The sequence below is a fragment of the Streptomyces sp. NPDC089919 genome (genome assembly GCF_040684615.1).
Taxonomy (GTDB): Bacteria; Actinomycetota; Actinomycetes; order Streptomycetales; family Streptomycetaceae; genus Streptomyces.
Genome location: NZ_JBFBGK010000002.1, coordinates 72,269 through 97,632 on the forward strand (window position 1 = coordinate 72,269; position 25,364 = coordinate 97,632).

A 25,364-nucleotide genomic window follows, 5' to 3' on the forward strand; every position below is an offset into this window, starting at 1 on the left:
TGAGGGCTCCCGTCTGCGCGAACGCGGCACTGCGTGCCGGGGCCGGGGCCGGGCCGGAAGCGCTCCCGCCACTCCTCTTGAGTCATTCTCTTCGCCGAGGGCGCATCTCCTTGCCCGAAAGCCGCTGGTGGGGAAGGCTGGCGGGACAGGTGACGCGGGGGCGGGGGCGACCGTGCGAAACGGGGAGGGCGACGACATGCCGCTGGACAAGCAGCTCGACTGGCTGCTGGACGATCTCACACAGAGGCTGGACCAGGTGCGGCTCGCCGTGGTCCTGTCCAACGACGGTCTGGTCACCGGCGCCAGCACGGCGTTGGAGCGCGCCGACGCGGAGCACCTGGCGGCGGTGGCGGCCGGGTTGCAGAGCCTGGCGAAGGGCTCGGGGGTGTACTTCGGGGCCGGCCGGGTGCGGCAGACGATGGTGGAGTACGACGAGGGCGTGCTGTTCGTCATGGCCGCCGGGCCGGGGAGCAGCCTGTGCGTGCTGAGTGCGGCCGAGACGGACATCGGGCAGGTGGCGTACGAGATGACGCTGCTGGTCAACCGGGTCGGCGAACACCTCGGAGTCGCGGAGCGCTCGCGAGCGGAGTGAGTTGTCCACAGGCTCGGACGGAGGGTTGCGATCTGGGCTACGGTCGTCACGCAGGGTAATCGACGATGCGTGAGGGAGACCGTCATGGACGCGAGGAAGGCGCTGGACGCCGGCCGGGCCGCCGAGGAACTGGGCCTGCGGCGCAGCGAGTTCGAGATCGCCGTGGAGCTGGGCGCGGTGTGCGCGGACGCCGGGCCGGAGCGGTGGAGCAGGGCGGAGATCGACCGGGTCAGGTCCCGGCCGGAGTATCCGCAGGAGCTGTACGACCAGGTCCGCACGGTCCAGACCGCGGCCGGTGCGGGCCTGCTGGGCATCGGCTCCGAGCAGTTGCGCGGCCTGGCCCGCTGCGGGTACGTCACGCCCGTGGCCTACCGGGTGAACCGCTACCACGCGGTGGTCTGGCTCTATCTCGCCCAGGAGCTACGGGCGTTCGCCGCGCGGGAGCCCGAGCTGATCCGGGGGTTCCCCGCGCCGGGGCAGCGGACCGCCCTCGCGGCGGGCGAGGACCAGCGGCCGCGCACCTGGCGCGCCCGCCGGACCGGCCGGCTGCTGCGCCGGACCGCGGATCCGTGGGAGCGGGCGGCGGCGGTGGCCGCCGTGCTGGAGCCGCCCGAGCTGTCCCTGGCGGTGCCCGACGAGGGGGAGCGGATCCTGCTGTGCGGGCTGGCCCCGCCCCCGCCCTACGGACATCCGGTCCGGCCGGGGGCCAGGGCCGTCGGGGACCGGCTGCTCAAGGCCCGGGGGCCCGGCGAAGTGGCCTGGTACCGGGCCGGGCTGGAGCTGGCCCTGGCCGAAGCCAGGTCGGCGGCCGGACCGCTGCCGCCACCGCCGGCCGGGCCGGGCGGGCGGCGGTCAGTCGAAGAGCACCGGGGTGAGCGGCCCGACATAGAGCCAGGCGCCGCCCTCCCGGGAGAAGCTGCTGTTCTCCTGAAGTGACCCGGCGTGCCCGCCCTCCTGGTAGTGCGCCCGGAACTCCACCGCACCCTCGGTCTCGAAGATGCCGCCGCGCTCGGTACCCAGGATCTCCAGCCGCACCCAGCGCTGGGCCGGGTCCAGGTCCAGGTGCGCGGGCCGGGTCGAGGGGTGCCAGGAGCGGATCAGATAGGCGGTGTCACCGATGGCGAAGGCGCTGAAGCGGGAGCGCATCAACAGCTCCGCCGTGGGGGCCTGCTGGGCGCCCGAGTGGAAGCGGCCGCAGCAGGCGGCGTACTCGGCGGGCAGCCCGCAGGGGCAGGCGGCGGGGGAGGGGGTGGGCACGCGAGGTCAGTCCTTCAGAGGTGCGTAGGGACGGAAGAGCCCTTCCTGGACCACCGAGACCAGCAGCCGGCCCTCGACGTCGTAGATGCGGCCCCGGGCCAGGCCCCGGCCGCCGTGCGCGATCGGTGACTCCTGGTCGTACAGGAACCACTCGTCAGCCCGGAAGGGACGGTGGAACCACATGGCGTGGTCGAGCGAGGCCATGTCGAAACCGCGGACCCCCCACAGGGGTTCCACCGGAAGGCGCACGGCGTCGAGGAGGGTCATGTCGCTGGCGTAGGTGAGCGCGCAGGTGTGCACGAGCGGGTCGTCGCCCAGCGGCCCGACCGCGCGCATCCACACCGCGCTGCGCGGGTCCGCCTCCTTGATCTCCTCGGGGGTCCAGCGCAGGCGGTCGGCGTAGCGGATGTCGAAGGGCTGGCGGCGGGCCATCCGCTCCAGCGCCTCGGGCAGCGCGCCCAGGTGTTCGCGGATCTCGTCGGCGACCTTGGGGAGCGTGTCCGGGTGGGGGAAGTCCATGCGAGGGGGCAGCTGGTGCTCGATGCTGCCCTCCTCCGGCTGGTGGAAGGAGGCGGTCAGATTGAAGATGGTGCGGCCCTGCTGCACGGCGGTGACCCGGCGGGTGGTGAAGGACCGGCCGTCGCGCACCCGCTCGACCTGGTACACGATCGGCACCCCGGGGATGCCCGGGCGCAGGAAGTACGCGTGCAGCGAGTGCACCGGCCGGTCGCCCTCGGTGGTCCGCCCCGCGGCCACCAGTGCCTGGCCGGCGACCTGCCCGCCGAAGACGCGCTGCAGCGACTCCTGCGGGCTGCGCCCGCGGAAGATGTTGACCTCGATCTGCTCCAGGTCGAGCAGATCGACGAGTCTCTCGGCTGGGTTCGTCATCAGAGGGTCTCCACTGCTGTCGGGTTCCGGCGGTCGGGCGGTCGGGCGGTCGGGCGGTCGGGGGCGTCCGGTGGGGCGGGGCGTGAGGTGGGGCGCGGGGCGTCCGGGTCAGAGCTGGCCGACGGCGGTGACTCGCAGGACGGCCCGGCCCTCCTCGTCCGAGGCGGCGAGGTCGACCTCGGCGCTGATGCCCCAGTCATGGTCTCCGCTGGGGTCGGCGAAGGTCTGGCGGACGCGCCACAGGCCGTGTGCCGGGTCCTCCTCGATCATGATCAGCTTCGGGCCGCGGGCATCGGGGCCGGTGCCCAGGTCGTCGTGCTCGTCCCAGTACGCGTCCATGGCCTCGCCCCAGGCGTCGGCGTCCCAGCCGGACTCGCCGTCCAGCTCGCCCAGCTGGTCGACGTTGTCCAGGGCCGCCAGCTCCACCCGGCGGAACATCGCGTTGCGGACCAGCACCCGGAAGGCGCGGGCGTTGGCCGTGACCGGCTTGACCTGGTCGGCCTTCTCCTGGGCCTCCTCGGCGGACTCCACCTCGGGGTTGGCCAGCTGCTCCCACTCGTCCAGCAGGCTGGAGTCCACCTGCCGGACCAGCTCGCCCAGCCAGGCGATGAGGTCTTCCAGGTCCTCGGACTTGAGGTCGTCCGGGATGGTGTGGTCGAGTGCCTTGAAGGCGCTCGCCAGATAGCGCAGCACGATGCCCTCGGTGCGGGCGAGCTCGTAGAAGGAGGTGAATTCGGTGAAGGTCATCGCGCGTTCGTACATGTCGCGGATGATCGACTTCGGGGAGACGGGGTGGTCGCGGACCCACGGGTGGCTCTTGCTGTAGACGTCGTAGGCGTGCAGCAGCAGTTCTTCGAGGGGCTTGGGGTAGGTGACCTCCTGAAGCCGCTCCATCCGCTCCTCGTACTCGATCCCCTCGGCCTTCATGGCCCCCACGGCCATGCCGCGTTCCTTGTTCTGCTGGGCGGCGAGGATCTGGCGCGGGTCGTCCAGGGTGGACTCGACGACCGAGACCATGTCGAGGGCGTAGGAGGGGGACTCCGGGTCCAGCAGGTCGAAGGAGGCCAGCGCGAAGGTGGACAGCGGCTGGTTCAGCGCGAAGTCCTGCTGGAGGTCGACGGTGAGGCGGATGGTGCGGCCCTCGGCGTCGGGGGTGTCGAGCTTCTCGACCACCCCGCCGTCCAGCAGCGAGCGGTAGATCGCGATGGCCCGGCGGATGTGCCGCAGCTGGGCCTTGCGCGGCTCGTGGTTGTCCTCCAGGAGGTGGCGCATCGCCTGGAAGGCGTCCCCCGGCCGGGCGATGACCGACAGGAGCATGATGTTGGTGACCTTGAAGCGCGAGGTCAGCGGCTCCGGGTCGGCGGCGATCAGCTTCTCGAAGGTGGTGTCCGACCACGCGACGAAGCCCTCCGGGGCCTTCTTGCGGACCACCTTGCGCCGCTTCTTGGGGTCGTCCCCGGCCTTCGCCAGCGCCTTCTCGTTCTCGATGACGTGCTCGGGGGCCTGGGCGACGACGAAGCCGGCGGTGTCGAAGCCGGCCCGGCCGGCCCGGCCGGCGATCTGGTGGAACTCCCGGGCGCGCAGCGTGCGGACCCGGTTGCCGTCGTACTTGGTGAGCGCGGTGAAGAGCACCGTGCGGATCGGGACGTTGACGCCGACGCCGAGGGTGTCGGTGCCGCAGATGACCTTCAGGAGACCGGCCTGGGCCAGCTTCTCCACGAGGCGGCGGTACTTGGGCAGCATGCCGGCGTGGTGCACGCCGATGCCGTGCCGGACGTAACGCGACAGGTTCTGGCCGAACTTGGTGGTGAAGCGGAAGTTGCCGATCAGCTCGGCGATCTTGTCCTTCTCCTCGCGGGTGCACATGTTGATGCTCATCAGCGACTGCGCCCGCTCGACCGCCTGGGCCTGCGTGAAGTGCACGATGTAGACCGGCGACTGCCGGGTCTCCAGCAGCTCGGTGATGGTGTCGGTGATGGGGGTGGTGACGTACTCGTACGACAGCGGCACGGGCCGGGTGGCGGAGCGGACCACGGACGTGGGCCGGCCGGTGCGCCGGGTCAGGTCCTCCTCGAACCGCTTCACGTCGCCGAGGGTGGCCGACATCAGGACGAACTGCGCCTGGGGGAGCTCCAGCAGCGGGATCTGCCAGGCCCAGCCGCGGTCCGGCTCGGCGTAGAAGTGGAACTCGTCCATCACGACCTGGCCGATGTCCGCGTACTTGCCGTCCCGCAGCGCGATGGAGGCCAGCACCTCGGCGGTGCAGCAGATCACGGGCGCGTCGGCGTTCACGGACGCGTCGCCGGTCAGCATGCCGACGTTCTCGGTGCCGAAGAGCTTGCACAGGTCGAAGAACTTCTCCGACACCAGCGCCTTGATGGGGGCGGTGTAGAAGGTGACCTTGTCCTGGGCCAGTGCGGTGAAGTGCGCGCCGGCCGCGACCAGGCTCTTGCCCGAGCCGGTGGGGGTGGAGAGGATCACGTTCGCGCCCGTGACCACCTCCATCAGCGCCTCTTCCTGAGCCGGGTACAGGGTGATGCCCTGGTCCTCGGCCCACGTGGAGAAGGCCTCGAAGAGGGCGTCGGGGTCGGCGTCGGGCGGGAGCTGATCAATGAGGGTCACGCCCCCATCTTGCCTGGCTTCACCCCGGAAGAGGGAACCGGACGGTGGCACGAAGATCATCAAAGGTACGCTGTGCCGTCACCGGGCCCCCGCACCACCGTCGGACGGGCCTGCACACCACACCACCTGGGGCGGGACGGACATGATGGGACCGGCGCATTCACTCTCCGGCGCAGCGGCCTGGCTGGGGGTGGGAGCGGCGGCGGCCGCCGCGGGCCATCCGATGCCCTGGCCGGTGCTCGTGGTCGGGGCGCTGGTCTGTGCCGGGGCGGCGCTCGCGCCGGACCTGGACCACAAGTCCGCCACCATCTCGCGCGCCTTCGGCCCGCTCTCCCGGGGTTTGTGCGAGGTGGTCGACAAGATCTCCTACGCGGTCTACAAGGCCACCCGCACCACCCGCGACCCGCGGCGGTCCGGCGGCCACCGGACGCTCACCCACACCTGGGTCTGGGCCGTGCTGATCGGCGCGGGCGCCTCCGCCATCGCCGTGACCGGGGACCGCTGGGGCGTGCTGGCGATCCTCTTCGTCCACCTCGTCCTCGCCGTGGAAGGACTGCTGTGGCGGGCCGCCCGGATGTCCAGCGACGTCCTGGTGTGGCTGCTGGGCGCCACCAGCGCCTGGATACTGGCCGGCGTCCTCGACAAGCCGGGCAACGGCGCCGACTGGCTCTTCACGAGCCCCGGCCAGGAATACCTCTGGCTGGGCCTGCCGATCGTGCTGGGCGCCCTGGTCCACGACATCGGCGACGCCCTGACCGTCTCCGGCTGCCCGGTCCTGTGGCCCATCCCCATCGGCGGCAAGCGCTGGTACCCGCTGGGCCCCCCGAAGGCCCTGCGCTTCCGGGCCGGCAGCTGGGTCGAGCTGAAGGTCCTCATGCCGGCGTTCCTGCTGCTCGGCGGGGTGGGCGGGGCCGCCGCCCTGAACTTCATCTGAGCCACGTCGTCTAGGCAGGGGTGCGTGACCTGTCCATGATGAGTGCGGGCCGCCGGACCGGCGGCCGGCACTCACGTGGGGGGAACACGTATGCCCAAGAGCACCAGCAGACTGGCCGCGGTCGCGGCGGGCGCCCTACTCGCCTCGCTGGCCCTGTCCGGGCCGGCGGCGCACGCCGCCCCCGGGGCGCACGCCCGGCCCTGCAAGCCCGCTCTGCGGGTCCTGGCCTCGCTGCCCGGCCCGGGTGAGAGCCCCGCGCCCTGGTCGGCCTCCACCGAGGTCCGGGACCTCGGCCGGGCCGGACTCGCGGTCGGCCGGTCCCAGAACCGCCCCGCCTACTGGCGGGGCACCTCGGTCCACGCCGTGCCGCTGCCCGCCGGCTACACCTCGGGCGCCGTGGAGGCCGTGAACCGCTGGGGCGTGATGGTCGGCGCCATGTCCGGCCCCGGGCACCCGCCGGCGGCGTTCCGCTACGCCCCGGGCATGCGGGCGGCCAAGCGGCTGCCCGGCGGGGACTACGCCGCCGACATCAACGACCGCGGCCACATCGCCGGCTACCGCGCCCTGCCCGACGGCAAGGGCGTGGGCCTCGAATGGACCGGCGGGACCCTGCGCCGCGAGCTGGTGCTGCCCGCGCACACCACGCACCTGCGGAGCGTCACCGCCATCAACAACGCGGGACTGATCACCGGCACGTCCTGGGGCCTGGCGGACGACGCGGGCTACGACGCCGCCCTGCTGTGGACGGCTGACCCGGCCGCGCCCGCCACCGAGCTCCCCGAGGTCTACCCCGGCGACAGCTACAGCACGTACGAACCCCGGGAGATCGACGAGTCCGGCCGGATCACCGGCACCTACGGCTTCACCCGCATCGACGTCACCAACGGCACCACCTGGCTGCCCCCGTACACGACGCGGACCCCGGCCCCCGACCTCGGCGACCGCACCAAGGGCACCTTCGAGGACATCAGCCCCACCACCGGCGTCAGCGTCGGCATCGCCTCCGACTCCTTCATCATCGGCCCCTTCCCACCGGACACCGCCCCGCCGTACCAGGCGCAGTACTGGAAGGGCAGCGGCCCGGTGCTGGCCCTGCCACGGCTCGCCGGCACCCCCGGAGCCCACGCCGGGGCCTACGCCGTCAGCGACGACGACCGGGTCGGCGGCTTCGCGGTGGACGCGGCGGACGTGATGCACCCGGTCGTCTGGACCTGCGCGTCGAAGCAGGCGTACCTCCCGCCCGCCGGTTCCTGACCCCCGCACCCGCACCCGCACCCGCACCGACGGCGGCGGGCGGCCACCCCCAGGGGGTGACCGCCCGCCGTCCGCTCCCGATCCGCCGGATCAGCCGTGCCAGGAGCGCCACAGCGCCGCGTAGGCGCCGTCCGCCGCCACCAGCTCGTCATGGCTGCCCAGCTCGCTGATCCGGCCCTCCTCCACCACCGCGATCACATCGGCGTCGTGCGCCGTGTGCAGCCGGTGCGCGATCGCCACGACCGTCCGGCCCTCCAGCACCCGCGCCAGCGACCGCTCCAGGTGCCGGGCCGCCCGCGGGTCCAGCAGCGAGGTGGCCTCGTCCAGCACCAGCGTGTGCGGATCCGCCAGCACCAGCCGGGCCAGTGCGATCTGCTGCGCCTGCGCCGGCGTCAGCGCCGAACCGCCCGACCCCACCTCGGTGTCCAGCCCCTCCGCCAGCGCCCGCGCCCAGCCGTCCGCGTCCACCGCGCCCAGCGCGGCCCACAGCTCCGCGTCCTGCGCGCCCGTCCGGGCCAGCCGCAGGTTGTCCCGGAGCGTGCCCACGAAGACGTGGTGCTCCTGGTTGACCAGCGCCACGTGCTCGCGCACCCGCTCGGCCGGCATCGCCGACAGCCGCGCCCCGCCCAGGGTGAGCTCGCCGGCCCGGGGCGCGTAGATGCCCGCCAGCAGCCGGCCCAGCGTCGACTTGCCCGCCCCCGAGGGCCCCACCAGGGCCACCCGGGTGCCCGGCGGCACCGACAGCGACACCCCGTGCAGGACGTCCACGCCCTCCCGGTAGCCAAAGCGCACCGCGTCCGCCCGGACGTCCCGGCCGTCGGGAGCGGTCCCCGCGTCACCGGAGTCCGGTTCGATCTCGCGCACCCCCACCAGGCGGGCGATCGAGACCTGGGCGACCTGGAGCTCGTCGTACCAGCGCAGGATCAGGCCGATCGGGTCGACCATCATCTGCGCCAGCAGCGCACCGGTGGTCAGCTGACCGACCGTCATCCAGCCCTGCAGCACGCAGTACCCGCCGATCAGCAGCACCGCACCCAGGATCGTCACGAACGTGACGTTGATGACCGGGAACAGCACCGACCGCAGGTAGAGCGTGTAGCGCTCCCAGGCGGTCCACTCCTTGATCCGCTGCTCCGACAGGGCGATCCGGGACCGGCCCAGCCGGTGCGCCTCGACCGTGTGCCCCGCGTCCACCGTCTCCGCGAGCACCGCGGCCACCGCGGCGTACCCGGCGGCCTCCGAGCGGTACGCCGAGGGCGCCCGCCGGAAGTACCAGCGGCAGCCGATCACCAGCACCGGCAGCGCCACCAGCGCGGCCAGCGCCAGCGGCGGGGCCGTGAAGGCCAGCGCCCCGAAGAGCAGCCCCGCCCACACCACGCCGATCGCCAGCTGCGGTACGGCCTCCCGCATCGCGTTGGCCAGCCGGTCGATGTCCGTGGTGATCCGCGACAGCAGATCGCCCGTACCGGCCCGCTCCAGCACGCCCGGCGGCAGCCCGACCGACCGGACGAGGAAGTCCTCGCGCAGGTCCGCCAGCATCTCCTCGCCGAGCATCGCCCCGCGCAGCCGCACCATGCGGGTGAAGAAGGTCTGCAGCACGAGCGCCGCCGCGAACAGCAGCCCGATCCGCCCCAGATGGAGCTCCCGGGCGCCGTCGGCCAGGTCCTCGACCACGTCGCCCAGCAGGTACGGGCCCACCATGGAGGCCAGCACCGCGACCGCGTTGCAGGTCACCAGCAGGGCGAAGGCCCGCCGGTGCCGCCGCACCAGCCCGCGCACGTACGCGCGGACCGTCGCCGGCGCGCCCACGGGCAGGGTGGCGGCCGATTCAGGGGCCGCCGGATCGTGCTCCGGCGGCGCCATGCCGATCATGCCGACTCCTCGATCTCGGAGAGTTCTTCCCATTCCCGACCCGCCGTCGTCCCGGCGGCCCCGGGACCGTCGCCGGCCGGGTCCGCGAGCCGCTGCTCCTCCTCGGTCTCGCGGGTCACCACCGCCCGGTAGCGCGGCTCACCGGCCAGCAGCTCCCGGTGCGTGCCGACCGCGGCGGCCCGGCCCTCGTGGACCAGCACCACCCGGTCCGCGCGGTCCAGCAGCAGCGGCGAGGAGGCCAGCACGACCGTGGTCCGGCCGGCCCGCAGCCGGGCCACGCCCTCCGCGATCCGCGCCTCGGTGTGCGAGTCCACGGCCGAGGTCGGCTCGTCCAGCACCAGCACCCGCGGGTCCGTCACCAGCGAGCGGGCCAGCGCCAGCCGCTGCCGCTGCCCGCCGGACAGCGACCGCCCGCGCTCGGTGATCCGGGCGTCCATCGGGTCGGCCACCCCCTCCGGAGCGGACTGCAGCAGCGCGTCGAGCACGTCACCGCAGTGCGCCGCGGCCAGCGCCCCGGCCGCCGGCACCGCGCCGGAGGCCGGTACCTCGAACAGCTCGCGCAGCGTCCCGGAGAGCAGCACCGGGTCCTTGTCCTGGACCAGGACGCAGGTCCGCGCCGCGTCCAGCGGCAGGTCGCCCAGCGCCACCCCGCCCAGCAGTACCGACGGGGCGCCGTCCGGCTCGGCGGGGTGCCCGCCCAGCCGCTCGGCGAGCCGGCCGGCCAGGTCCGGGTCCCCGCAGACCACTGCGGTGAACCGGCCCGCCGGGGCCAGCACCCCGGTCTGCGGGTCGTACAGGTCCCCGTCCGGCAGTTCCCCCTCCGGCAGCTCGGGGCCCGGGGCCGGGGCCGGTACCGGCTCCTCGGTGCGGGCCAGCGAGAGCACCCGGGCGGCGCGCTGCGCCGAGGGACGGGAGAAGGAGTACGCCATGGCGATCTCCTCGAAATGCCGCAACGGGTACAACATCAGCGCCACGGCGCTGAAGACCGCGACCAGTTCACCGACCGCCAGCCTCCCCTCAAGGGCCAGCGAGGCCCCGTACCAGACGACGGTCAGCAGCAGCAGGCCCGGCAGCAGCACCTGCACGGCCGAGATCAGCGCCCACATCCGGGCACTGCGCACGGCCGCCCGGCGCACCTCCTGCGAGGCCTCCCGGTAGCGGCTCAGGAACAGCTCCTCGCCGCCGATCCCGCGCAGCACCCGCAGGCCCGCGACGGTGTCGGAGGCCAGCTCGGTGGCCTTGCCGGCCTTCTCGCGCTGCACGTCCGCCCGCTTGGTGGCGTGCGGCAGCAGCGGCAGCACGGCCAGCGCCAGCACCGGCACCCCGAGGGCGACCACGATGCCCAGCGAGGGGGCGTAGCAGAGCAGGCCCACGCAGATCACCAGTACCGCGAAGGCGGCGGCCAGGAACCGGGAAACCGCCTCGACGAACCAGCCGATCTTCTCCACGTCGCCCGTGGAGACGGCCACCACCTCGCCCGCCGCGACCCGCCGGGTCAGCGCCGAGCCCAGCTCCGCGGTCTTGCGGGACAGCAGCTGCTGCACCCGGGCCGCGGCGGTGATCCAGTTGGTGACGGCGGTGCGGTGCAGCATCGTGTCGCCGAGCGTGACGGCCACCCCGAACAGCACCAGCAGGCCGCCGGCCAGCGCGAGCCGGCCGCCGTCGCGGTCCACGACGGCCTGCACGCCGGTGCCGACGGCGAACGGCAGCCCGGCGATCCCGCAGAAGTGCAGCACGCCCCAGGCGAAGCTGCGCAGTTGCCCGCCCAGCTGTCCGCGGCCCAGCCACAGGAGGAACCGGGGTCCGGAGCGGGCGTCGGGTTCGCCGGGGTCCGGATACGGAAGATCGCTGATCTGCATGACGCCCCAGGAACGGTGAGTGGTCCAAACCGTGCAAGGTTCGCCTTCCGGGAGCCTTGGGGGCAATCGATTTTCCGCGTCAGGGGCGGGTGCACCGCTCGAGCTGCAGCAGCACGGATTCGTAGGACCGGCCGGTCGCCCGGGCCATGCCGACCTCGCACATCCGGTTCGCCGACAGGTGCGCGTCGTACGACCGGCCCCGGACCTCGGCGGCCTCCCGGGCGGTGGCGGCTTCGGTCAGCTCCGGGTGCAGCATGCCCCGGTCGCCCGCGAAGGCGCAGCAGCCCGCGTCGTCGGGCACCACGACCTCCCGCGCACAGGCCTCGGCCACCGTCCGCAGCCGGTCCTCGTCGCCGAGGTGGCGCATCGAGCAGGTGGGGTGCAGGACCGCCGAGCCGACCGTGCGGAACACCTCGAGATGGGGGAGCAGTTCCTCGGCGGCCCACACCACCGAGTCGACCACGGTCAGTTCGGCGTGCAGTTCGCGGTTGTCGGGGGTGAGGTGCGGGACCACCTCGTGGGCGATGCCGAGGGTGCAGGAGGAGGCGTCCACCACCAGCGGCAGCCGGCCGCCGGCGGTCCAGCCCCAGGCGGCCTCGACGATCCGGTTGGCCATGAGGGCGTTGCCCGCGGCGTAGCCCTTGGAGTGCCAGATGGTCGCGCAGCAGGTGCCGGTCACGTCGTCGGGGATCCACACCGGGCGCCCGGCCCGCGCGGAGAGGGCCACCACGGCCTCCGGCAGCGAGGGTCCCGCCGCGTCCGCCGGGCCGCCGAAGATCCGGTTGACACAGGCCGGGTAGTACACCGCCGCGGCCCGGGCGCGCGGGGCGGAGTCCGGCAGCTTCCCGGCCGCCGCGCCCGGAACCTCCGGCAGCCACTCGGGCACCAGATCGGGGCGTACGGCCCTGCGCACCGCGCCGGTCACGGCCCGCAGCGGGGCGTCCCCGATCCGGGCGGTGACGGTGTCCGCCGCCGCCACCGCGAGCCGGGCCGCCCGCTCCACCGCCGTGAAGTGGCGGGCGGCCAACTCGGCCGCCCGCTCCTCGCGGGGGCTGTGCCGGCGGTGCCGGAAGTCCTTCATGAGCGCGCCGGTGTCGATGCCCACCGGGCAGGCCAGCTTGCAGGTGGAGTCGCCGGCGCAGGTGTCCACGGCGTCGTACCCGTACGCCCCGAGCAGGCCGTCCAGCACGGGGGAGCCGGGGCTCTGCCGCATCATCTCGCGGCGCAGCACGATCCGTTGCCGGGGAGTGGTCGTCAGGTCCGCGCTGGGGCAGGCCGGTTCGCAGAAGCCGCACTCGATGCAGGGGTCCGCGACGGCCTCGACCCGGGGGATCGTCTTGAGCCCCCGCAGGTGGGCCTGCGGGTCGCGGTCCAGCACGATCCGCGGGGCGAGCACGCCGTCCGGGTCGATGATCTGCTTGGTGCGCCACATGAGTTCGGTGGCCCGGGGTCCCCACTCCAGCTCCAGGAACGGGGCGATGTTGCGTCCGGTGGCGTGCTCGGCCTTCAGGGAGCCGTCGAAGCGCTCCACGGTCAGCCGGCAGAAGGCCTCCATGAAGGCGCCGTACCGCGCCACGTCGGCCGGCCGGGCGGCGTCGAAGGCGAGCAGGAAGTGCAGGTTGCCGTGGGCGGCGTGGCCGGCGACGGCGGCGTCGAAGCCGTGCTCGGCCTGGAGCTCGAGCAGCGCCGCGCAGGCTTCGGCCAGCCGGCCCGGCGGCACCGCGAAGTCCTCGGTGATCAGGGTGGTGCCGGCGGCCCGGGCCCCGCCCACCGCCGTCACGAAGGCCTTGCGGGCCTTCCAGTAGCCGGCGATGGCCGCCGCGTCGCGGGTGAAGGCGTTGGTGACCGAGGGGACCGGCGCGACCAGCTCCAGCCCCGCCAGCACCTCGGCGGCCCGCGCCTCGTAGGCCGAGCGCCCGGCCTCGTCCGGGGCCCGGAACTCCACCAGCAGCGCGGTGGTGTCCTTGGGCAGCCGGGCCCAGTCGGCCGGGACGCCCGGGACGGCGACGGAGGCCCGCAGCGTGTTGCCGTCCATCAGCTCCACGGCGATCGCCCCGGCGTCGTTGAAGAGCGGGACGGCGGCCGCGGCGGCCGTCAGCGAGGGGAAGAACAGCAGGGCGCTGGAGAGCAGCCGGTCCAGCGGGAGGGTGTCGAAGACGGTCTCGGCGATGAAGCCGAAGGTCCCCTCCGAGCCGACCATCAGGCCGCGCAGGATCTCGACCGGGGTGGTGCCGTCGAGGTAGGCGTCCAGCCGGTAGCCGTTGGTGTTCTTGATCTCGTGCTTGGCGCGGATCCGCGCGACCAGGGCGGGGTCGGCCTCGATCTCGGCCTTGACGGCCAGCAGCCCGGCGCACAGGGCCGGTTCGGCGCGCGCCAGCTCCTCGTCGGCGAGCGGGTCGGCGGTGTCGACGACGGTGCCGCCGGGCAGGACGAAGGTCAGCGAGGACAGGGTGCGGTAGGAGTTCCTGCTGGTGCCCGCGGTCATGCCCGAGGCGTTGTTGGCGACCACCCCGCCCAGGGTGCAGGCGATGGCGCTGGCCGGGTCCGGGCCCAGCACCCGGCCGTACCGGGCCAGTGCGGCGTTGGCCCGCAGCACGGTCGTGCCCGGCCGGATCCGGGCCCGGCGGCCCTCCTCCAGGACCTCGACCCCGGCCCAGTGGCGGCGCACGTCCACGAGGATGTCCTCGCCCTGCGCCTGGCCGTTCAGGGAGGTGCCGGCGGCCCGGAAGACCACCTCGCGGCCGCGGCCGTGGGCGTAGGAGAGCACCGCCGAGACGTCGTCGATGTCCTCGGCGACCACCACGACCTGGGGCACGAAGCGGTAGGGCGAGGCGTCGGAGGCGTACCGGACCAGGTCGGAGACCCGCCACAGGACCTTCTCGGCGCCCAGCAGCTCGGTGAGGTCGGCCCGCAGCCGCTCGGGGGTGCCCTGGGCGCGGTGCTCCGGCACCCGGTCGGGCGCGGGGCCGGTGATCGTACGGGGGCGGAGGGCTCCCGGCTTCGGCTCCAGCAGCGGCATGTCGGGGCCCCTCACCTCGGGTCTCAGCAGCGGAGCCCGGGCCCGTCGGCCAGGGCGGTCAGCAGACCGCCGAGGACTTCCCGCTGAGCGGCGGTCAATGGAGCCAGGATCTCCTCTGCGGCGGCCCGCCGCGCGCTGCGCAGCCGCCCCAGCGTGGCGCGACCGGTGTCGGTGAGCTCGATCCGCACCACCCGGCGGTTCTCCGGGTCGGGCACCCGGCGCACGCAGGAGGCCGCCTCGAGGCCGTCGACCAGGGTGGTCACCGCGCGGGGGACGACCTCCAGCCGGGCGGCGAGGTCGGCCATCCGGGGCGGCCGGCCGTCCTGGTGCGCGACCATGCGCAGCAGCCGGGACTGGGCGGGGGTGATGCCGAGCGGTTCCAGGTGGTGCTTCTGGATGCGGTGCAGGCGGCGGGTGAGCCGCAGCAGCTGCTCGGCCAGCAGGCCGTCGGCGTCGCCGGCCGCGGCTGCGGTCGACGGGGCGGGCGGATCGGCGGGGCCGGCGGGGGCGGTGCTCATACGGAAACGATACAGGACCAGGCTCATTGTGAGTATAGGTAACAATGAGCTATGCTCCACGAGACAGTGTCGTCACACCTCCGTGAAGGAGCCCATGCGCCCCGAAGCACCTGAGTGGACCCCCGGGTCCCGCCCGATCGACCCCCGCCGCCCGGCCGACGCGGAGCAGCCGCGCGAGCTGCGCCGCATCCTGGGCCTGTTCCGCCCGTACCGCGGCCGGCTGGCCGTGGTCGGCCTGCTGGTCGCCGCCTCCTCGCTGGTCGGCGTCGCCTCGCCGTTCCTGCTGCGGGAGATCCTGGACGTCGCGATCCCGCAGGGCCGCACCGGCCTGCTCTCGCTGCTGGCCCTCGGCATGATCGCCACCGCCGTGGTCACCAGCGTCTTCGGCGTCCTGCAGACCCTCATCTCCACCACCGTCGGCCAGCGCGTCATGCACGACCTGCGCACCGGCGTCTACGCCCAGCTCCAGCGGATGCCGCTGGCCTTCTTCACCCGCACCCGCACCGGCGAGGTGCAGTCCCGCATAGCCAACGACATCGGCGGCATGCAGGCCACGGTCACCTCCACCGCCACCTCCCTGGTCTCCAACGCCACCGCGGTGATCGCCTCCGTGGTCGCGATGCTCGCGCTCGACTGGCGGCTCACGCTCGTCTCGCTGCTGCTGCTCCCGGTCTTCGTGTGGATCAGCCGCCGGGTCGGCCGCGAGCGCAAGAAGATCACCACCCAGCGCCAGAAGCAGATGGCGGCCATGGCGGCCACGGTCACCGAGTCGCTGTCGGTCAGCGGCATCCTGCTCGGCCGCACGATGGGCCGGGCCGACTCGCTCACCCGCTCCTTCGCCGAGGAGTCCGAGCGGCTGGTCTCCCTCGAAGTGCGCTCCAGCATGGCCGGGCGCTGGCGGATGTCCACCATCGGCATCGTGATGGCCGCGATGCCCGCCCTGATCTACTGGGCGGCCGGGCTGGCCCTCCAGTCGGGTGCGCCCTCGCTCTCGGTGGGCACCCTCGTCGCCTTCGTCAGCCTCCAGCAGGGCCTGTTCCGGCCCGCCGTGAGCCTGCTGTCGACCGGCGTGCAGATCCAGACCTCGCTCGCCCTCTTCGCCCGCATCTTCGAATACCTCGACCTGCCGGTGGACATCACCGAGCGGCCCGACCCGGTCCGGCTGGAGACGGTCAAGGGCGAGGTCCGCTTCGAGGACGTCGACTTCGCCTACGAGGCCGGGCACGGCCCGACCCTCAGCGGGGTGGACGTCACCGTCCCCGCCGGCGGCTCCCTCGCCGTGGTCGGCCCCACCGGCTCCGGCAAGAGCACGCTCAGCTACCTGGTGCCGCGGCTGTACGACGTCACCGGCGGCCGGGTCACGCTCGACGGCGTGGACGTCCGCGACCTCGACTTCGACTCGCTGGCCCGCGCGGTGGGCGTGGTCTCGCAGGAGACGTACCTCTTCCACGCCTCGGTGGCGGACAACCTCCGCTTCGCCAAGCCCGAGGCCACCGACGAGGAGATCGCCGACGCGGCCCGCGCGGCGCAGATCCACGACCACATCACCTCGCTGCCCGACGGGTACGACACCCTCGTGGGGGAGCGCGGCTACCGCTTCTCCGGCGGCGAGAAGCAGCGGCTCGCCATCGCCCGCACGATCCTGCGCGACCCGCCGGTGCTGATCCTCGACGAGGCCACCAGCGCCCTGGACACCCGCACCGAGCACGCCGTGCAGCAGGCCATCGACGCCCTCTCGCAGGGCCGGACCACCATCACCATCGCCCACCGGCTCTCCACCGTGCGGGACGCCGACCAGATCGTGCTGCTGGACGGCGGCCGGATCGCCGAGCGCGGCACCCACGACGAACTCCTCGCCGCCGAGGGCCGGTACGCCGCCCTGGTCCGCCGGGACACGGAGCTGGCGCCCACAGCCGGCTGAGGCCGGGCGGGGCGGCGGGGTGGGGCGCCCGGCCGGCCGGGAGCCCCGCCGATCGGAGGATCCCGAGGGCATAACCGGCCCGATATACCGGAAAGCGTACGAATGCCGGGTTAGCGTCGCCCCATGCGCCGCCGCAGCCACCGACCCGCACCGCACCGACATCGCGCCCGGCTCACCCGCCGGGGCCGGCTCGCCCTCTTCCTCGGCCTGCTGCTGACCACCGGCGCCGGCCTGCTCGTCACGCTCCTGCCGCGCGCCGAGCAGCCGGAACAGCCCCGTTACCTGCTGATCCCCGAGGGCTGGCGGGCCGCCCAGGTGTACACCGCGGTCGACAAGGCGCTGGGCCTGCCGGCCGGCTCGGCCGCGGCCGCCGTCCCCACCGCCCACCTCGCCCTCCCGCCGGAGGCCAAGGGCAACCCGGAGGGGTACCTGTTCCCGGCGACCTACCCGGTCACCTCCACGACCACCCCCGCCGGGCTGCTCGGGTACATGGTCGACACGGCCAACCGGAAGCTCGCCGGCCGGCCGGTCGCCGACGGCGCCCGCACCCACGGCATGACCCCGTACCAGACGGCCACCCTGGCCAGCGTGATCGAGGCGGAGGCGCAGACCCCGGCCGAGATGGCGAAGGTGGCGCGGGTGGTGCACAACCGGCTGGCCCGGTCGATGCCGCTGCAGATGGACTCCACCATCAACTACGCGCTGCACCGCAGCACCCTCGACACCACCCTGGCCGACACCCGCATCGACAGTCCGTTCAACAGCTACCGCAAGCAGGGCCTGCCGCCCACCCCGATCGGGAACCCGGGACTGGCCGCGATGCGCGCGGCGGTCGCCCCGGCCCCCGGCGACTGGCTCTTCTTCGTCACGGTCAAGCCCGGGGACACCCGCTTCAGCGCCGACTACGAAGAACACAAGCGGCACGTCGCGGAGTTCAACGCGCACCGCCGGGCCGCCGCCGGACCGGCCGGCTCCGCCGGCTGACCGCCCCGGGCCCGCCCCCGAGGGGTCCCTCAGCCGGCCGGCACCGGCTCACGAGCCAGCAGCCGCCGGATCTCCCGGACCGCCGCGCCGCCCGCCCGGTTCGCGCCCACGGTGCTCGCCGAGGGCCCGTACCCCACCAGGTGGACCCGCTCGTCCCGGGCCGCCCGGGTACCCGCCAGCCGGATGCCGCCGCCCGGCTCGCGCAGCCGGAGCGGCGCCAGGTGGTCGACGGCCGCCCGGAAGCCGGTGGCCCACAGGATCACGTCCGCCTCGACCACGGACCCGTCCGCCCAGCGCGCCCCCGAGGGCGTGATCCGCTCGAACATCGGCCGCCGGTCCAGCACCCCGCTCGCCAGACCCGCCCGGACCGCCTCGTTGAGCGGCAGCCCGGTCACCGACACCACGCTCTGCGGCGGCAGCCCCCGCCGCACCCGCTCGTCGACCAGTGCCACCGCCGCCCGGCCCTGCTCCTCGCCGAAGGGCCCCTCCCGGAAGACCGGTGGCCGCCGGGTGACCCAGGTCGTGGCGGCCGCCACCGCGGAGACCTCCAGCAGGTGCTGCACCGCCGAGGTGCCCCCGCCCACCACGATCACCCGGGCGCCCCGGAAGGCCTCCGGCCCCGGATAGCCCGCCGTGTGCAGCTGCCGGCCGCCGAACTCCTCCCAGCCCGGATAGCGCGGCCAGAACGGCCGGTCCCAGGTACCGGTGGCGTTGATCAGGGCACGCGGCGCCAGCACCCCGGCCGAGGTCTCCACGCGCAGCCGCCCGCCCTCGCCCTCCCGTACCGCCCGCACGTCCACCGGCCGCAGCACCGCGAGCCCGAAGGCCTCCTCGTACGCCCGGAAGTACCCGCCGATCACCTCGGACGAGGGCCGCGCCGGATCGGCGCCGGTCAGCTCCATGCCGGGCAGGGAGTGCATCCCGTGCACCCGGCCGTAGGTGAGCGAGGGCCACCGGAACTGCCAGGCCCCGCCCGGCCGCGGCGCGTGGTCGAGCACCACGAAGTCCTCGCCCGGCACCAGCCCGGCCCGGTGCAGGTGGTACGCGCTGGACAGGCCGGCCTGCCCGGCCCCGACGACCACCACGTCCGGTTCCGTGTTCCGCAGCTCCTGCACACCGAAATCGTTCACGGTTCTACCAACCGGGCCGGCCGGCCGGATCTTCCCGGCGCCCGGACCGGTCCAGAATGGGGCGCATGGCTCCCTTCGCGACGCACGTCCTGCACCTGCACACCGGCCGCGCCGAGACCGTCACCGACCTCACCGCCGACTGCGCCGGCTTCCTCGCCGGGGCGGCCGCCGGCCGCGACGGCCTGCTCAACGTCTTCGTCCCGCACGCCACGGCCGGCATCGCGGTCCTGGAGACCGGCGCGGGCAGCGACGACGACCTGCTCGCCGCCCTGCGCGAGCTGCTGCCGGCCGACGACCGCTGGAGCCACCGGCACGGCTCCCCGGGCCACGGCCGCGACCACGTCCTCCCCGCCCTCGTCCCGCCGCACGCCACGCTCCCCGTGATCGGCGGCGCCCTGGCCCTCGGCACCTGGCAGTCCGTCTGCCTGGTCGACACCAACAAGGACAACCCCGACCGCCAGGTCCGCCTCAGCTTCCTCGGCTGACCCGGCGCCGAGGCTCCCGGGCGGGCCGGCGGATCGCTAAATCGCGGGAGTGTGACGGTATTTCGGCGTATGGAATGATCACCGCATGAGTACCGGCAGGACGACGCTGACCATGCAGGACGCCATCCTCACCCTGCAGAAGTACTGGAGCGACAACGGCTGCATGATCACGCAGCCGTTGAACACCGAGGTCGGGGCCGGTACGGCCAACCCGGCCACGGCGTTGCGGGTGCTCGGTCCCGAGCCCTGGAACGTCGCCTACGTGGAGCCGAGCGTCCGGCCGGACGACTCGCGCTACGGGGAGAACCCCAACCGCCTCCAGACCCACACGCAGTTCCAGGTCATCCTCAAGCCCGACCCGGGCAACCCGCAGGAGCTCTACCTCGGCAGCCTCCGGGCCCTGGGCATCGACCTCGCCGCGCACGACGTGCGGTTCGTGGAGGACAACTGGGCCTCGCCGGCGCTGGGCGCCTGGGGGCTGGGCTGGGAGGTGTGGCTGGACGGCATGGAGGTCACCCAGTTCACCTACTTCCAGCAGGTCGGCGGGATGGGCCTGGCACCGGTGTCGGTGGAGATCACCTACGGCCTCGAACGCATCATGATGAACCTCCAGGGCGTCTCCCACTTCAAGGACATCGCGTACACGGCGGACATCACCTACGGCGAGGTGTTCGGCCAGAACGAGTACGAGATGAGCCGCTACTACCTCGACGACGCCGACGTGGCCACCAACCACCGCCTCTTCGACTCGTACGCCGCCGAGGCGCGGCGGCTGCTGGACCTGGGGCTGCCCGTCCCGGCCTACCTGTACGTGCTCAAGTGCAGCCACGCCTTCAACATCCTCGACGCCCGGGGCGCGATCAGCACCACCGAACGCGCCAAGGCCTTCTCCCTGATGCGCGGCCTGACGCACGAGTCCGCCGGCCTGTGGGCGAAGAGCCGCGCCGCCCTGGACCACCCGCTCGGGCAGGCCCCGGCACCCGCGCCCGCCGTGCGCGCCCCGCTGCCCACCGTGCCCGGCACCGAGACGCTGCTCTTCGAGATCGGTCTCGAGGAACTGCCGTACTCCGACGTGGTGGCCACCACCGAGGCCGTCCGCGAGGCCGTCACGGCCAAGCTCGCCGCCACCCGCCTCGGCCACGGACCGGTCACGGTCCTGGCCACGCCCCGCCGGGTCGTGGTGACCGTGGAGGCCGTCCAGCCGCACGAGTCCGACGTCCGGCGGACGGTGCGCGGCCCCAAGGTCGCCGCCGCCTACCGGGACGGCGCGCCCACCCCCGCCCTCCTCGGCTTCGCGCGCAGCCAGGGCGTGGACCCGGCGCAGACCGGTGTGGTCGAGGTCAACGGCGTCGCGCACGTCGCGGTCACCCGCGACGAGGCGGGCCGCAGCGCCGTCGAGGTGCTGAGCGAGCTGCTGGCCGAGGTCGTGTCCGGGCTGCGGGCCCCCCGCAACATGCGGTGGAACGACCCCGCCCTGTCCTTCTCCCGCCCGGTCCGCTGGCTGCTCGCCCTGCTGGGCCGCACCCCGCTGCCCGTGGCCGTCTCCTCGCTGGCCTCGGGCACCACCACCCGGGTGCACCGCACCGCCCCGGACCCGGTCGTCGAGGTGATGGCGGCCGAGGGCTACACCGGCTTCCTCTCGGTGCACGGGATCCTGCTGGACCGGGAGACCCGGCGCATCGCGGTGGTGCGCGGGGCCGAGGAGTCGGCGGCCGAGGTGGGCGGGCGCGTCGACGTGGCCGGCGAGGCCGGGCTGATCGACGAGATCACCGACATCCTGGAGTACCCGTACCCGGTCCGGGGGGCCTTCGAGGAGCGCTACCTGGAGCTGCCGCCCAGCGTGCTGACCACCGTGATGCGCAAGCACCAGCGCTACCTGCCCGTGCTGGACGGCCATGGCCGCCTGCTGCCGCACTTCGTCACCTTCGCCAACGGCGTCTGCGACGACGACGTGGTGCGGGCGGGCAACGAGGCGGTGCTGCGGGCGCGGTACGAGGACGCCGCCTTCTTCTGGCGGGCGGACCTGGCGGTGACGCCGGAGGAGTTCCGCGGCCGGCTGTCCCGGCTGACCTTCGAGGACCGGCTCGGTACGGTCGCCGACCGGGCCGACCGGATCGCCGCCCTCGCCCTCGAGCTGGCCGGCCGCGCCGGCCTCGGCGAGGACGCACGGGCCACCGTGCGCCGCGCGGGCGAGCTGGCCAAGTTCGACCTGGCCTCGCAGATGGTGGTCGAGTTCTCGGGACTGGCCGGGGTGATGGCCGAGGAGTACGCCCGCCGGGCCGGCGAGAGCGACGAGGTCGCCCGGGCGCTGGCCGAGATGGAGCTGCCCCGGTCCGCCGGCGGCGCCCTGCCCACCGGCGGCCCGGGCGCCGTGCTCTCCCTCGCCGACCGGTTCGACCTGGTGACCGGCATGTTCGTGATCGGTGCGGCGCCGACCGGCAGCTCCGACCCCTACGGTGTGCGGCGGGCCGCCATCGGCCTGCTCAACGTCCTGCGGAGGGTCCCGGCGCTCGCCGGCACCGGGGTGCGCGAGGCGCTGCGCGCGGCGGCCGGCCGCTATGCCGCGCAGGGGGTCGAGGTACCCGGGGAACGGCTGGCGGAGGCCGCCGAACTGATCACCCGCCGCTACGAGCAGCAGCTCACGGACGAGGGCCACGAGCACCGCCTGGTCCAGGCCGTCCTGGCGCGGGCCGACCGTCCCGCCCATGCCGACCGCACCCTCGCCGTGCTGGCGCAGCAGGTCGGCACCGACGCCTTCGACGCGCTCACCGCCGCGGTCCAGCGGGTGGTGCGGATCCTGCCCGGCGCCGCCCCGGCCCCGGCCGCGCAGCCGGGCGCGGTCCCGGCCGCCCCCGCCGAGCTGCGCCTGGCCGAGGCGACGGAGGCCGCCCGCCGGGCGCTGAGCGGGCGCGAGGACGACCTCGCCGCACTGATCGAGGTGTCGGCTCCGCTGGTCGCGGCGGTCGACGCCTTCTTCGAGGAGGTCCTGGTGATGGACCCCGACCCGGCGGTCCGCGCGGCCCGGCTGGCCCTGCTGGAGGGCGTGGCCGCACTGGTCCGCCCGGTGCTCGACTGGACCGCCCTGTAGGCCGCCGCGCCGGCCCCCGCCCTCACCCGTTCGGCTCACCGGGGCGGCGGGCCGGCGGCCGGTCGCCGAGCATCGGGCGGGTGGGACCCGACCGAGCGGAGGAGCGTTCATGGCCTTGCACGAGACGAACCGCGAGGAGACCGAGCGCCCCTTCGCCGACATCTACGCCACCCCGGTCAGCCGCGAGGCCCTGCCCAAGTACCGGATGCCGGACGGCACCTCCGACCCGCGCACCATCCGCGCCCTGATCCAGGACGAGCTCGACCTGGACGGGAACGCCGCGCAGAACCTCGCGACCTTCTGCACCACCTGGAGCGAGCCCGAGGTGCACGCCCTGATGGACGCGTCCCTCAACAAGAACATGATCGACAAGGACGAGTACCCGCAGACCGCGGAGATCGAGTCCCGCTGCGTGCACATCCTCGCCGACCTGTGGCACGCCCCCGAGGGCGCCACCACCATGGGCTGCTCCACCACCGGCTCCAGCGAGGCCGCCATGCTCGGCGGGCTCGCCCTCAAATGGCGCTGGCGGGCCCGCCGCCAGGCCGAGGGCAAGCCCGCCGACCGGCCCAACCTGGTCTGCGGGCCGGTCCAGGTCTGCTGGGAGAAGTTCGCCCGCTACTTCGACGTGGAACTGCGCCAGGTCCCGCTGGAGCCCGATGCCACCGGCCTGCGCCCGCACCAACTGCGCCAGTACGTCGACGAGAACACCATCGGCGTGGTCGCCATCCTCGGCGTCACGTACACCTGCGACTACGAGCCGGTACGGGCCATCGCCGAGGAACTGGACGCCATCGCGGCCGACACCGGCTTCGACGTACCGGTGCACGTGGACGCGGCCAGCGGCGGATTCGTCGCGCCCTTCCTCCAGCCCGACCTGGTCTGGGACTTCCAGGTGCCCCGGGTGGCCTCCATCAACACCTCCGGCCACAAGTACGGCATGGCCCCGCTCGGCGTCGGCTGGGTCGTCTGGCGCTCACCCGAACTGCTCCCGGAGGAACTGGTCTTCAAGGTCAGCTACCTCGGCGGGGACATGCCCACCTTCGCCCTCAACTTCTCCCGCCCCGGCGGCGCGGTGATCGCGCAGTACTACACGATGCTGCGGCTCGGCCGGCAGGGCTACCAGCACGTCTACGAGGCCGCCGCCGCCAGCGCCCGCGCGCTCGGCCGGGCGGTCGCCGGCATGGGCCCCTTCACCCTGCTCTACGACGGCCACGGCGCCCTGCCCGCCGTCTCCTGGACGCTGACCGACCCGGCGAGCCCCTTCACCCTGTACGACGTGGGCGACCAACTCCGGCTGCGCGGCTGGCAGGTGCCGGCCTACCCGCTGCCCGCCGACCGCGAGGAGACCGTCATCCAGCGGGCTCTGATCCGGCACGGCATCAGCCACGACAAGGTCGCCCTGCTCGCCGCCGACCTGCAGACCGCGGTGGACCGGCTCACCTCCGGCCGGGCCCCGGCCCCGGAGGACCGGCCCGCCTTCCACCACTGACCCCGCCGGACCGACCCGCGCCGGGGAGCCCGCGAACGCCGCCGGTCGTCCGGTTCAGCAGGGCGGTCCCGTGAACGGCGCCGGCCGGGTGGGGTCGGCGAAGAGCGGGTGCAGCAGCACCGTGGCGGCGGCCGCCGCCAGGACGTCGGGTCCCGCGTGCGGGGTGACGATCCGCTCCGGGTCCGCGCACACCCGCGAATGGGCCAGCGCCGCCGCGCGGACCTCCGCCAGCGTGCCGGGATCGGCCAGGCTCGACTGCTCGGTGACCACCACCAGGTCCGGATTGAAGACGTCCAGCAGCAGCGCCACCGCCCGGCCCACGGACCGGGCCCGCTCCCGCAGGAGCTCCGCCGCCGCCCGGTGGCCGGCCGCCGCCGCGGCCAGCAGGTCCGCCATCCGGGGCTCACCGACGATCCCGCGCCGGACCGCCTCCGCGGCCAGCGCCTCGTCGGAGGCGGTGGCGCCCAGGCACCCGGTCCGCCCGCACGGACACGGCACCGTCGACTCCGGCACCGGCAGATGGGCCACCTCGCCCGCGCCGGCCCCCGGGCCCTGGTGGACCACCCCCGCGGTACCGAAGGCCGCGTCGACCACGTTGCCCACGAACAGGTGCACCAGGCTGCGCCGGGCGGCCGGCCGGCCGAACAGCATCTCCGCGTGCGCCACCGCCCGGGCGTGGTTGTCCAGCCGGACCGGTAGCCCCAGCAGCCGCTCCAACTCGGCCGCCAGCGGCCGGTCGTACCAGCCGAGCGCGTCGTGCCGGACCACGACCCCGTCGGCGGGCCGCACCCACCGGCCGATGGCCGCGCCCACGCCCAGGAGCGGCCGGTCGCCGGCCGACTCCGCGATCAGGTCCAGGAGTTCGGCCGCCATCCGGGCCGGGATGCGGTCGGTGGGCAGCCGCTCGTGCATCACCACCCGGCGGGCCAGCACCCGGCCCCGCAGGTCCACCACGCCGACCGTCGAGCCCGGCACGCCGATGTGCAGCGCGCCCGCGACCGGCCCGGCCAGCTCACCGGTGTGCAGGTCCAGCGGCATCTGCGGGCGGCCCACCCCGGCCGGTGCCGCCAGCGCCGGCAACTCCCTCACCAGGCCCAGTCGGAGGAGTTCGGCGCACTGGCGCGAGACCGCGGCCGGGCTGAGCCCGGAGCCCCGGGCGATCGCACCGCGGGCCACCGGCCCCTCGGCGAGGACGGTGCGCAGCACGGCCGCCGCGTTCGCCTCGCGCCGGCCGTCGCCCGCCATCCGGGGTCCGGGCGTCTCGAGCGTCACGGCTGTCGCCTCCCGAGTGTCACGGCTGTCCCTTCCCGAGTGTTGCGGGTGATTGCGCGGTGTTGCGGCGGAATGAATTCCCGGGCCGCCCGTACGGCCGGTCGACGGGCCCCGGCCGTGCCCCCGCCGGCCGGCATCGTCCCGGTCCTTCGCAGGTCAGAGCGGGTGTACCGACCT

Annotated in this window: 18 protein-coding genes; 9 read left to right on the top strand and 9 right to left on the bottom strand. The window is 74.2% G+C overall.

Annotated elements, in window-relative coordinates; translation table 11 throughout:
• Window positions 1–196: 196 nt before the first annotated feature.
• Both AB0O40_RS01415 and AB0O40_RS01420 read left to right on the top strand, forming a co-directional pair.
• A complete protein-coding gene (locus AB0O40_RS01415; RefSeq protein WP_365034606.1) occupies window positions 197–592 on the top strand; it encodes a roadblock/LC7 domain-containing protein in 396 nt (131 codons plus the stop codon).
• 84 nt (window positions 593–676) lie between these two features.
• On the top strand, window positions 677–1,528 hold the full coding sequence (locus tag AB0O40_RS01420) for a DUF6397 family protein (RefSeq protein ID WP_365034412.1): 852 nt from the start codon (window positions 677–679) through the stop codon (window positions 1,526–1,528).
• Here AB0O40_RS01420 and AB0O40_RS01425 read toward each other — a convergent pair.
• From AB0O40_RS01425 to AB0O40_RS01435, 3 genes are all read right to left on the bottom strand, one after another.
• Complete coding sequence (locus tag AB0O40_RS01425) at window positions 1,445–1,849, bottom strand: YchJ family metal-binding protein (protein ID WP_365034414.1); 405 nt, start codon at window positions 1,847–1,849, stop codon at window positions 1,445–1,447. The two genes, AB0O40_RS01420 and AB0O40_RS01425, sit on opposite strands and share 84 nt — an antisense overlap.
• Before the next feature lie 6 nt (window positions 1,850–1,855).
• Complete coding sequence (locus AB0O40_RS01430; protein ID WP_365034416.1) at window positions 1,856–2,737, bottom strand: acyl-CoA thioesterase II; 882 nt, start codon at window positions 2,735–2,737, stop codon at window positions 1,856–1,858.
• Window positions 2,738–2,845: 108 nt separating this feature from the next.
• On the bottom strand, window positions 2,846–5,419 hold the full coding sequence (locus tag AB0O40_RS01435) for a DUF3516 domain-containing protein (protein WP_365034418.1): 2,574 nt from the start codon (window positions 5,417–5,419) through the stop codon (window positions 2,846–2,848).
• Window positions 5,420–5,501: 82 nt separating this feature from the next.
• On the opposite strand from AB0O40_RS01435, the gene AB0O40_RS01440 reads away from it, so the two are divergent.
• Both AB0O40_RS01440 and AB0O40_RS01445 read left to right on the top strand, forming a co-directional pair.
• On the top strand, window positions 5,502–6,293 hold the full coding sequence (locus AB0O40_RS01440) for a metal-dependent hydrolase (protein WP_365034420.1): 792 nt from the start codon (window positions 5,502–5,504) through the stop codon (window positions 6,291–6,293).
• 90 nt (window positions 6,294–6,383) lie between these two features.
• Window positions 6,384–7,547: a hypothetical protein gene (locus AB0O40_RS01445; protein ID WP_365034422.1), complete on the top strand. Its 1,164-nt coding sequence runs from the start codon at window positions 6,384–6,386 to the stop codon at window positions 7,545–7,547.
• A gap of 90 nt (window positions 7,548–7,637) precedes the next feature.
• Here AB0O40_RS01445 and AB0O40_RS01450 read toward each other — a convergent pair whose 3' ends face one another.
• The 4 genes from AB0O40_RS01450 to AB0O40_RS01465 all read right to left on the bottom strand — a co-directional run bounded on the left by AB0O40_RS01450 (window position 7,638) and on the right by AB0O40_RS01465 (window position 14,815).
• Window positions 7,638–9,419 (bottom strand): ABC transporter ATP-binding protein, encoded by a 1,782-nt coding sequence (locus tag AB0O40_RS01450; RefSeq protein ID WP_365034424.1) that lies wholly within the window; start codon window positions 9,417–9,419, stop codon window positions 7,638–7,640.
• On the bottom strand, window positions 9,416–11,278 hold the full coding sequence (locus AB0O40_RS01455) for an ABC transporter ATP-binding protein (RefSeq protein ID WP_365034425.1): 1,863 nt from the start codon (window positions 11,276–11,278) through the stop codon (window positions 9,416–9,418). The genes AB0O40_RS01450 and AB0O40_RS01455 overlap by 4 nt, the downstream gene beginning before the upstream one ends.
• A gap of 79 nt (window positions 11,279–11,357) precedes the next feature.
• On the bottom strand, window positions 11,358–14,297 hold the full coding sequence (locus tag AB0O40_RS01460; RefSeq protein ID WP_365034427.1) for an FAD-binding and (Fe-S)-binding domain-containing protein: 2,940 nt from the start codon (window positions 14,295–14,297) through the stop codon (window positions 11,358–11,360).
• Between the two features lie 23 nt (window positions 14,298–14,320).
• Window positions 14,321–14,815, bottom strand: a complete 495-nt coding sequence (locus tag AB0O40_RS01465; RefSeq protein WP_365034429.1) for a MarR family transcriptional regulator — start codon at window positions 14,813–14,815, stop codon at window positions 14,321–14,323.
• A 94-nt stretch (window positions 14,816–14,909) separates the two neighbouring features.
• On the opposite strand from AB0O40_RS01465, the gene AB0O40_RS01470 reads away from it, so the two are divergent.
• Together AB0O40_RS01470 and mltG are read left to right on the top strand one after the other, a co-directional pair.
• A complete protein-coding gene (locus AB0O40_RS01470; protein ID WP_365034431.1) occupies window positions 14,910–16,736 on the top strand; it encodes an ABC transporter ATP-binding protein in 1,827 nt (608 codons plus the stop codon).
• A gap of 123 nt (window positions 16,737–16,859) precedes the next feature.
• On the top strand, window positions 16,860–17,720 hold the full coding sequence (mltG, locus tag AB0O40_RS01475) for an endolytic transglycosylase MltG (RefSeq protein ID WP_365034433.1): 861 nt from the start codon (window positions 16,860–16,862) through the stop codon (window positions 17,718–17,720).
• Window positions 17,721–17,749: 29 nt separating this feature from the next.
• On the opposite strand, the gene AB0O40_RS01480 is transcribed toward mltG, so the two are convergent.
• A complete protein-coding gene (locus AB0O40_RS01480; RefSeq protein ID WP_365034434.1) occupies window positions 17,750–18,850 on the bottom strand; it encodes an NAD(P)-binding domain-containing protein in 1,101 nt (366 codons plus the stop codon).
• Between the two features lie 65 nt (window positions 18,851–18,915).
• Between AB0O40_RS01480 and AB0O40_RS01485 the strand changes: the two genes are divergently transcribed.
• From AB0O40_RS01485 to AB0O40_RS01495, 3 genes are all read left to right on the top strand, one after another.
• Window positions 18,916–19,335: a YjbQ family protein gene (locus AB0O40_RS01485; RefSeq protein ID WP_365034436.1), complete on the top strand. Its 420-nt coding sequence runs from the start codon at window positions 18,916–18,918 to the stop codon at window positions 19,333–19,335.
• An 85-nt stretch (window positions 19,336–19,420) separates the two neighbouring features.
• Window positions 19,421–22,423 carry a glycine--tRNA ligase gene (locus tag AB0O40_RS01490; RefSeq protein ID WP_365034438.1) on the top strand — a complete coding sequence of 1,001 codons (3,003 nt, stop codon included), beginning with the start codon at window positions 19,421–19,423 and terminating at the stop codon, window positions 22,421–22,423.
• 109 nt (window positions 22,424–22,532) lie between these two features.
• Window positions 22,533–23,915, top strand: coding sequence for a glutamate decarboxylase (locus AB0O40_RS01495; RefSeq protein WP_365034439.1), 1,383 nt, complete (start codon window positions 22,533–22,535; stop codon window positions 23,913–23,915).
• Window positions 23,916–23,969: 54 nt separating this feature from the next.
• On the opposite strand, the gene AB0O40_RS01500 is transcribed toward AB0O40_RS01495, so the two are convergent.
• A complete protein-coding gene (locus tag AB0O40_RS01500; protein WP_365034608.1) occupies window positions 23,970–25,160 on the bottom strand; it encodes an ROK family transcriptional regulator in 1,191 nt (396 codons plus the stop codon).
• Between the last annotated feature and the right edge of the window lie 204 nt (window positions 25,161–25,364).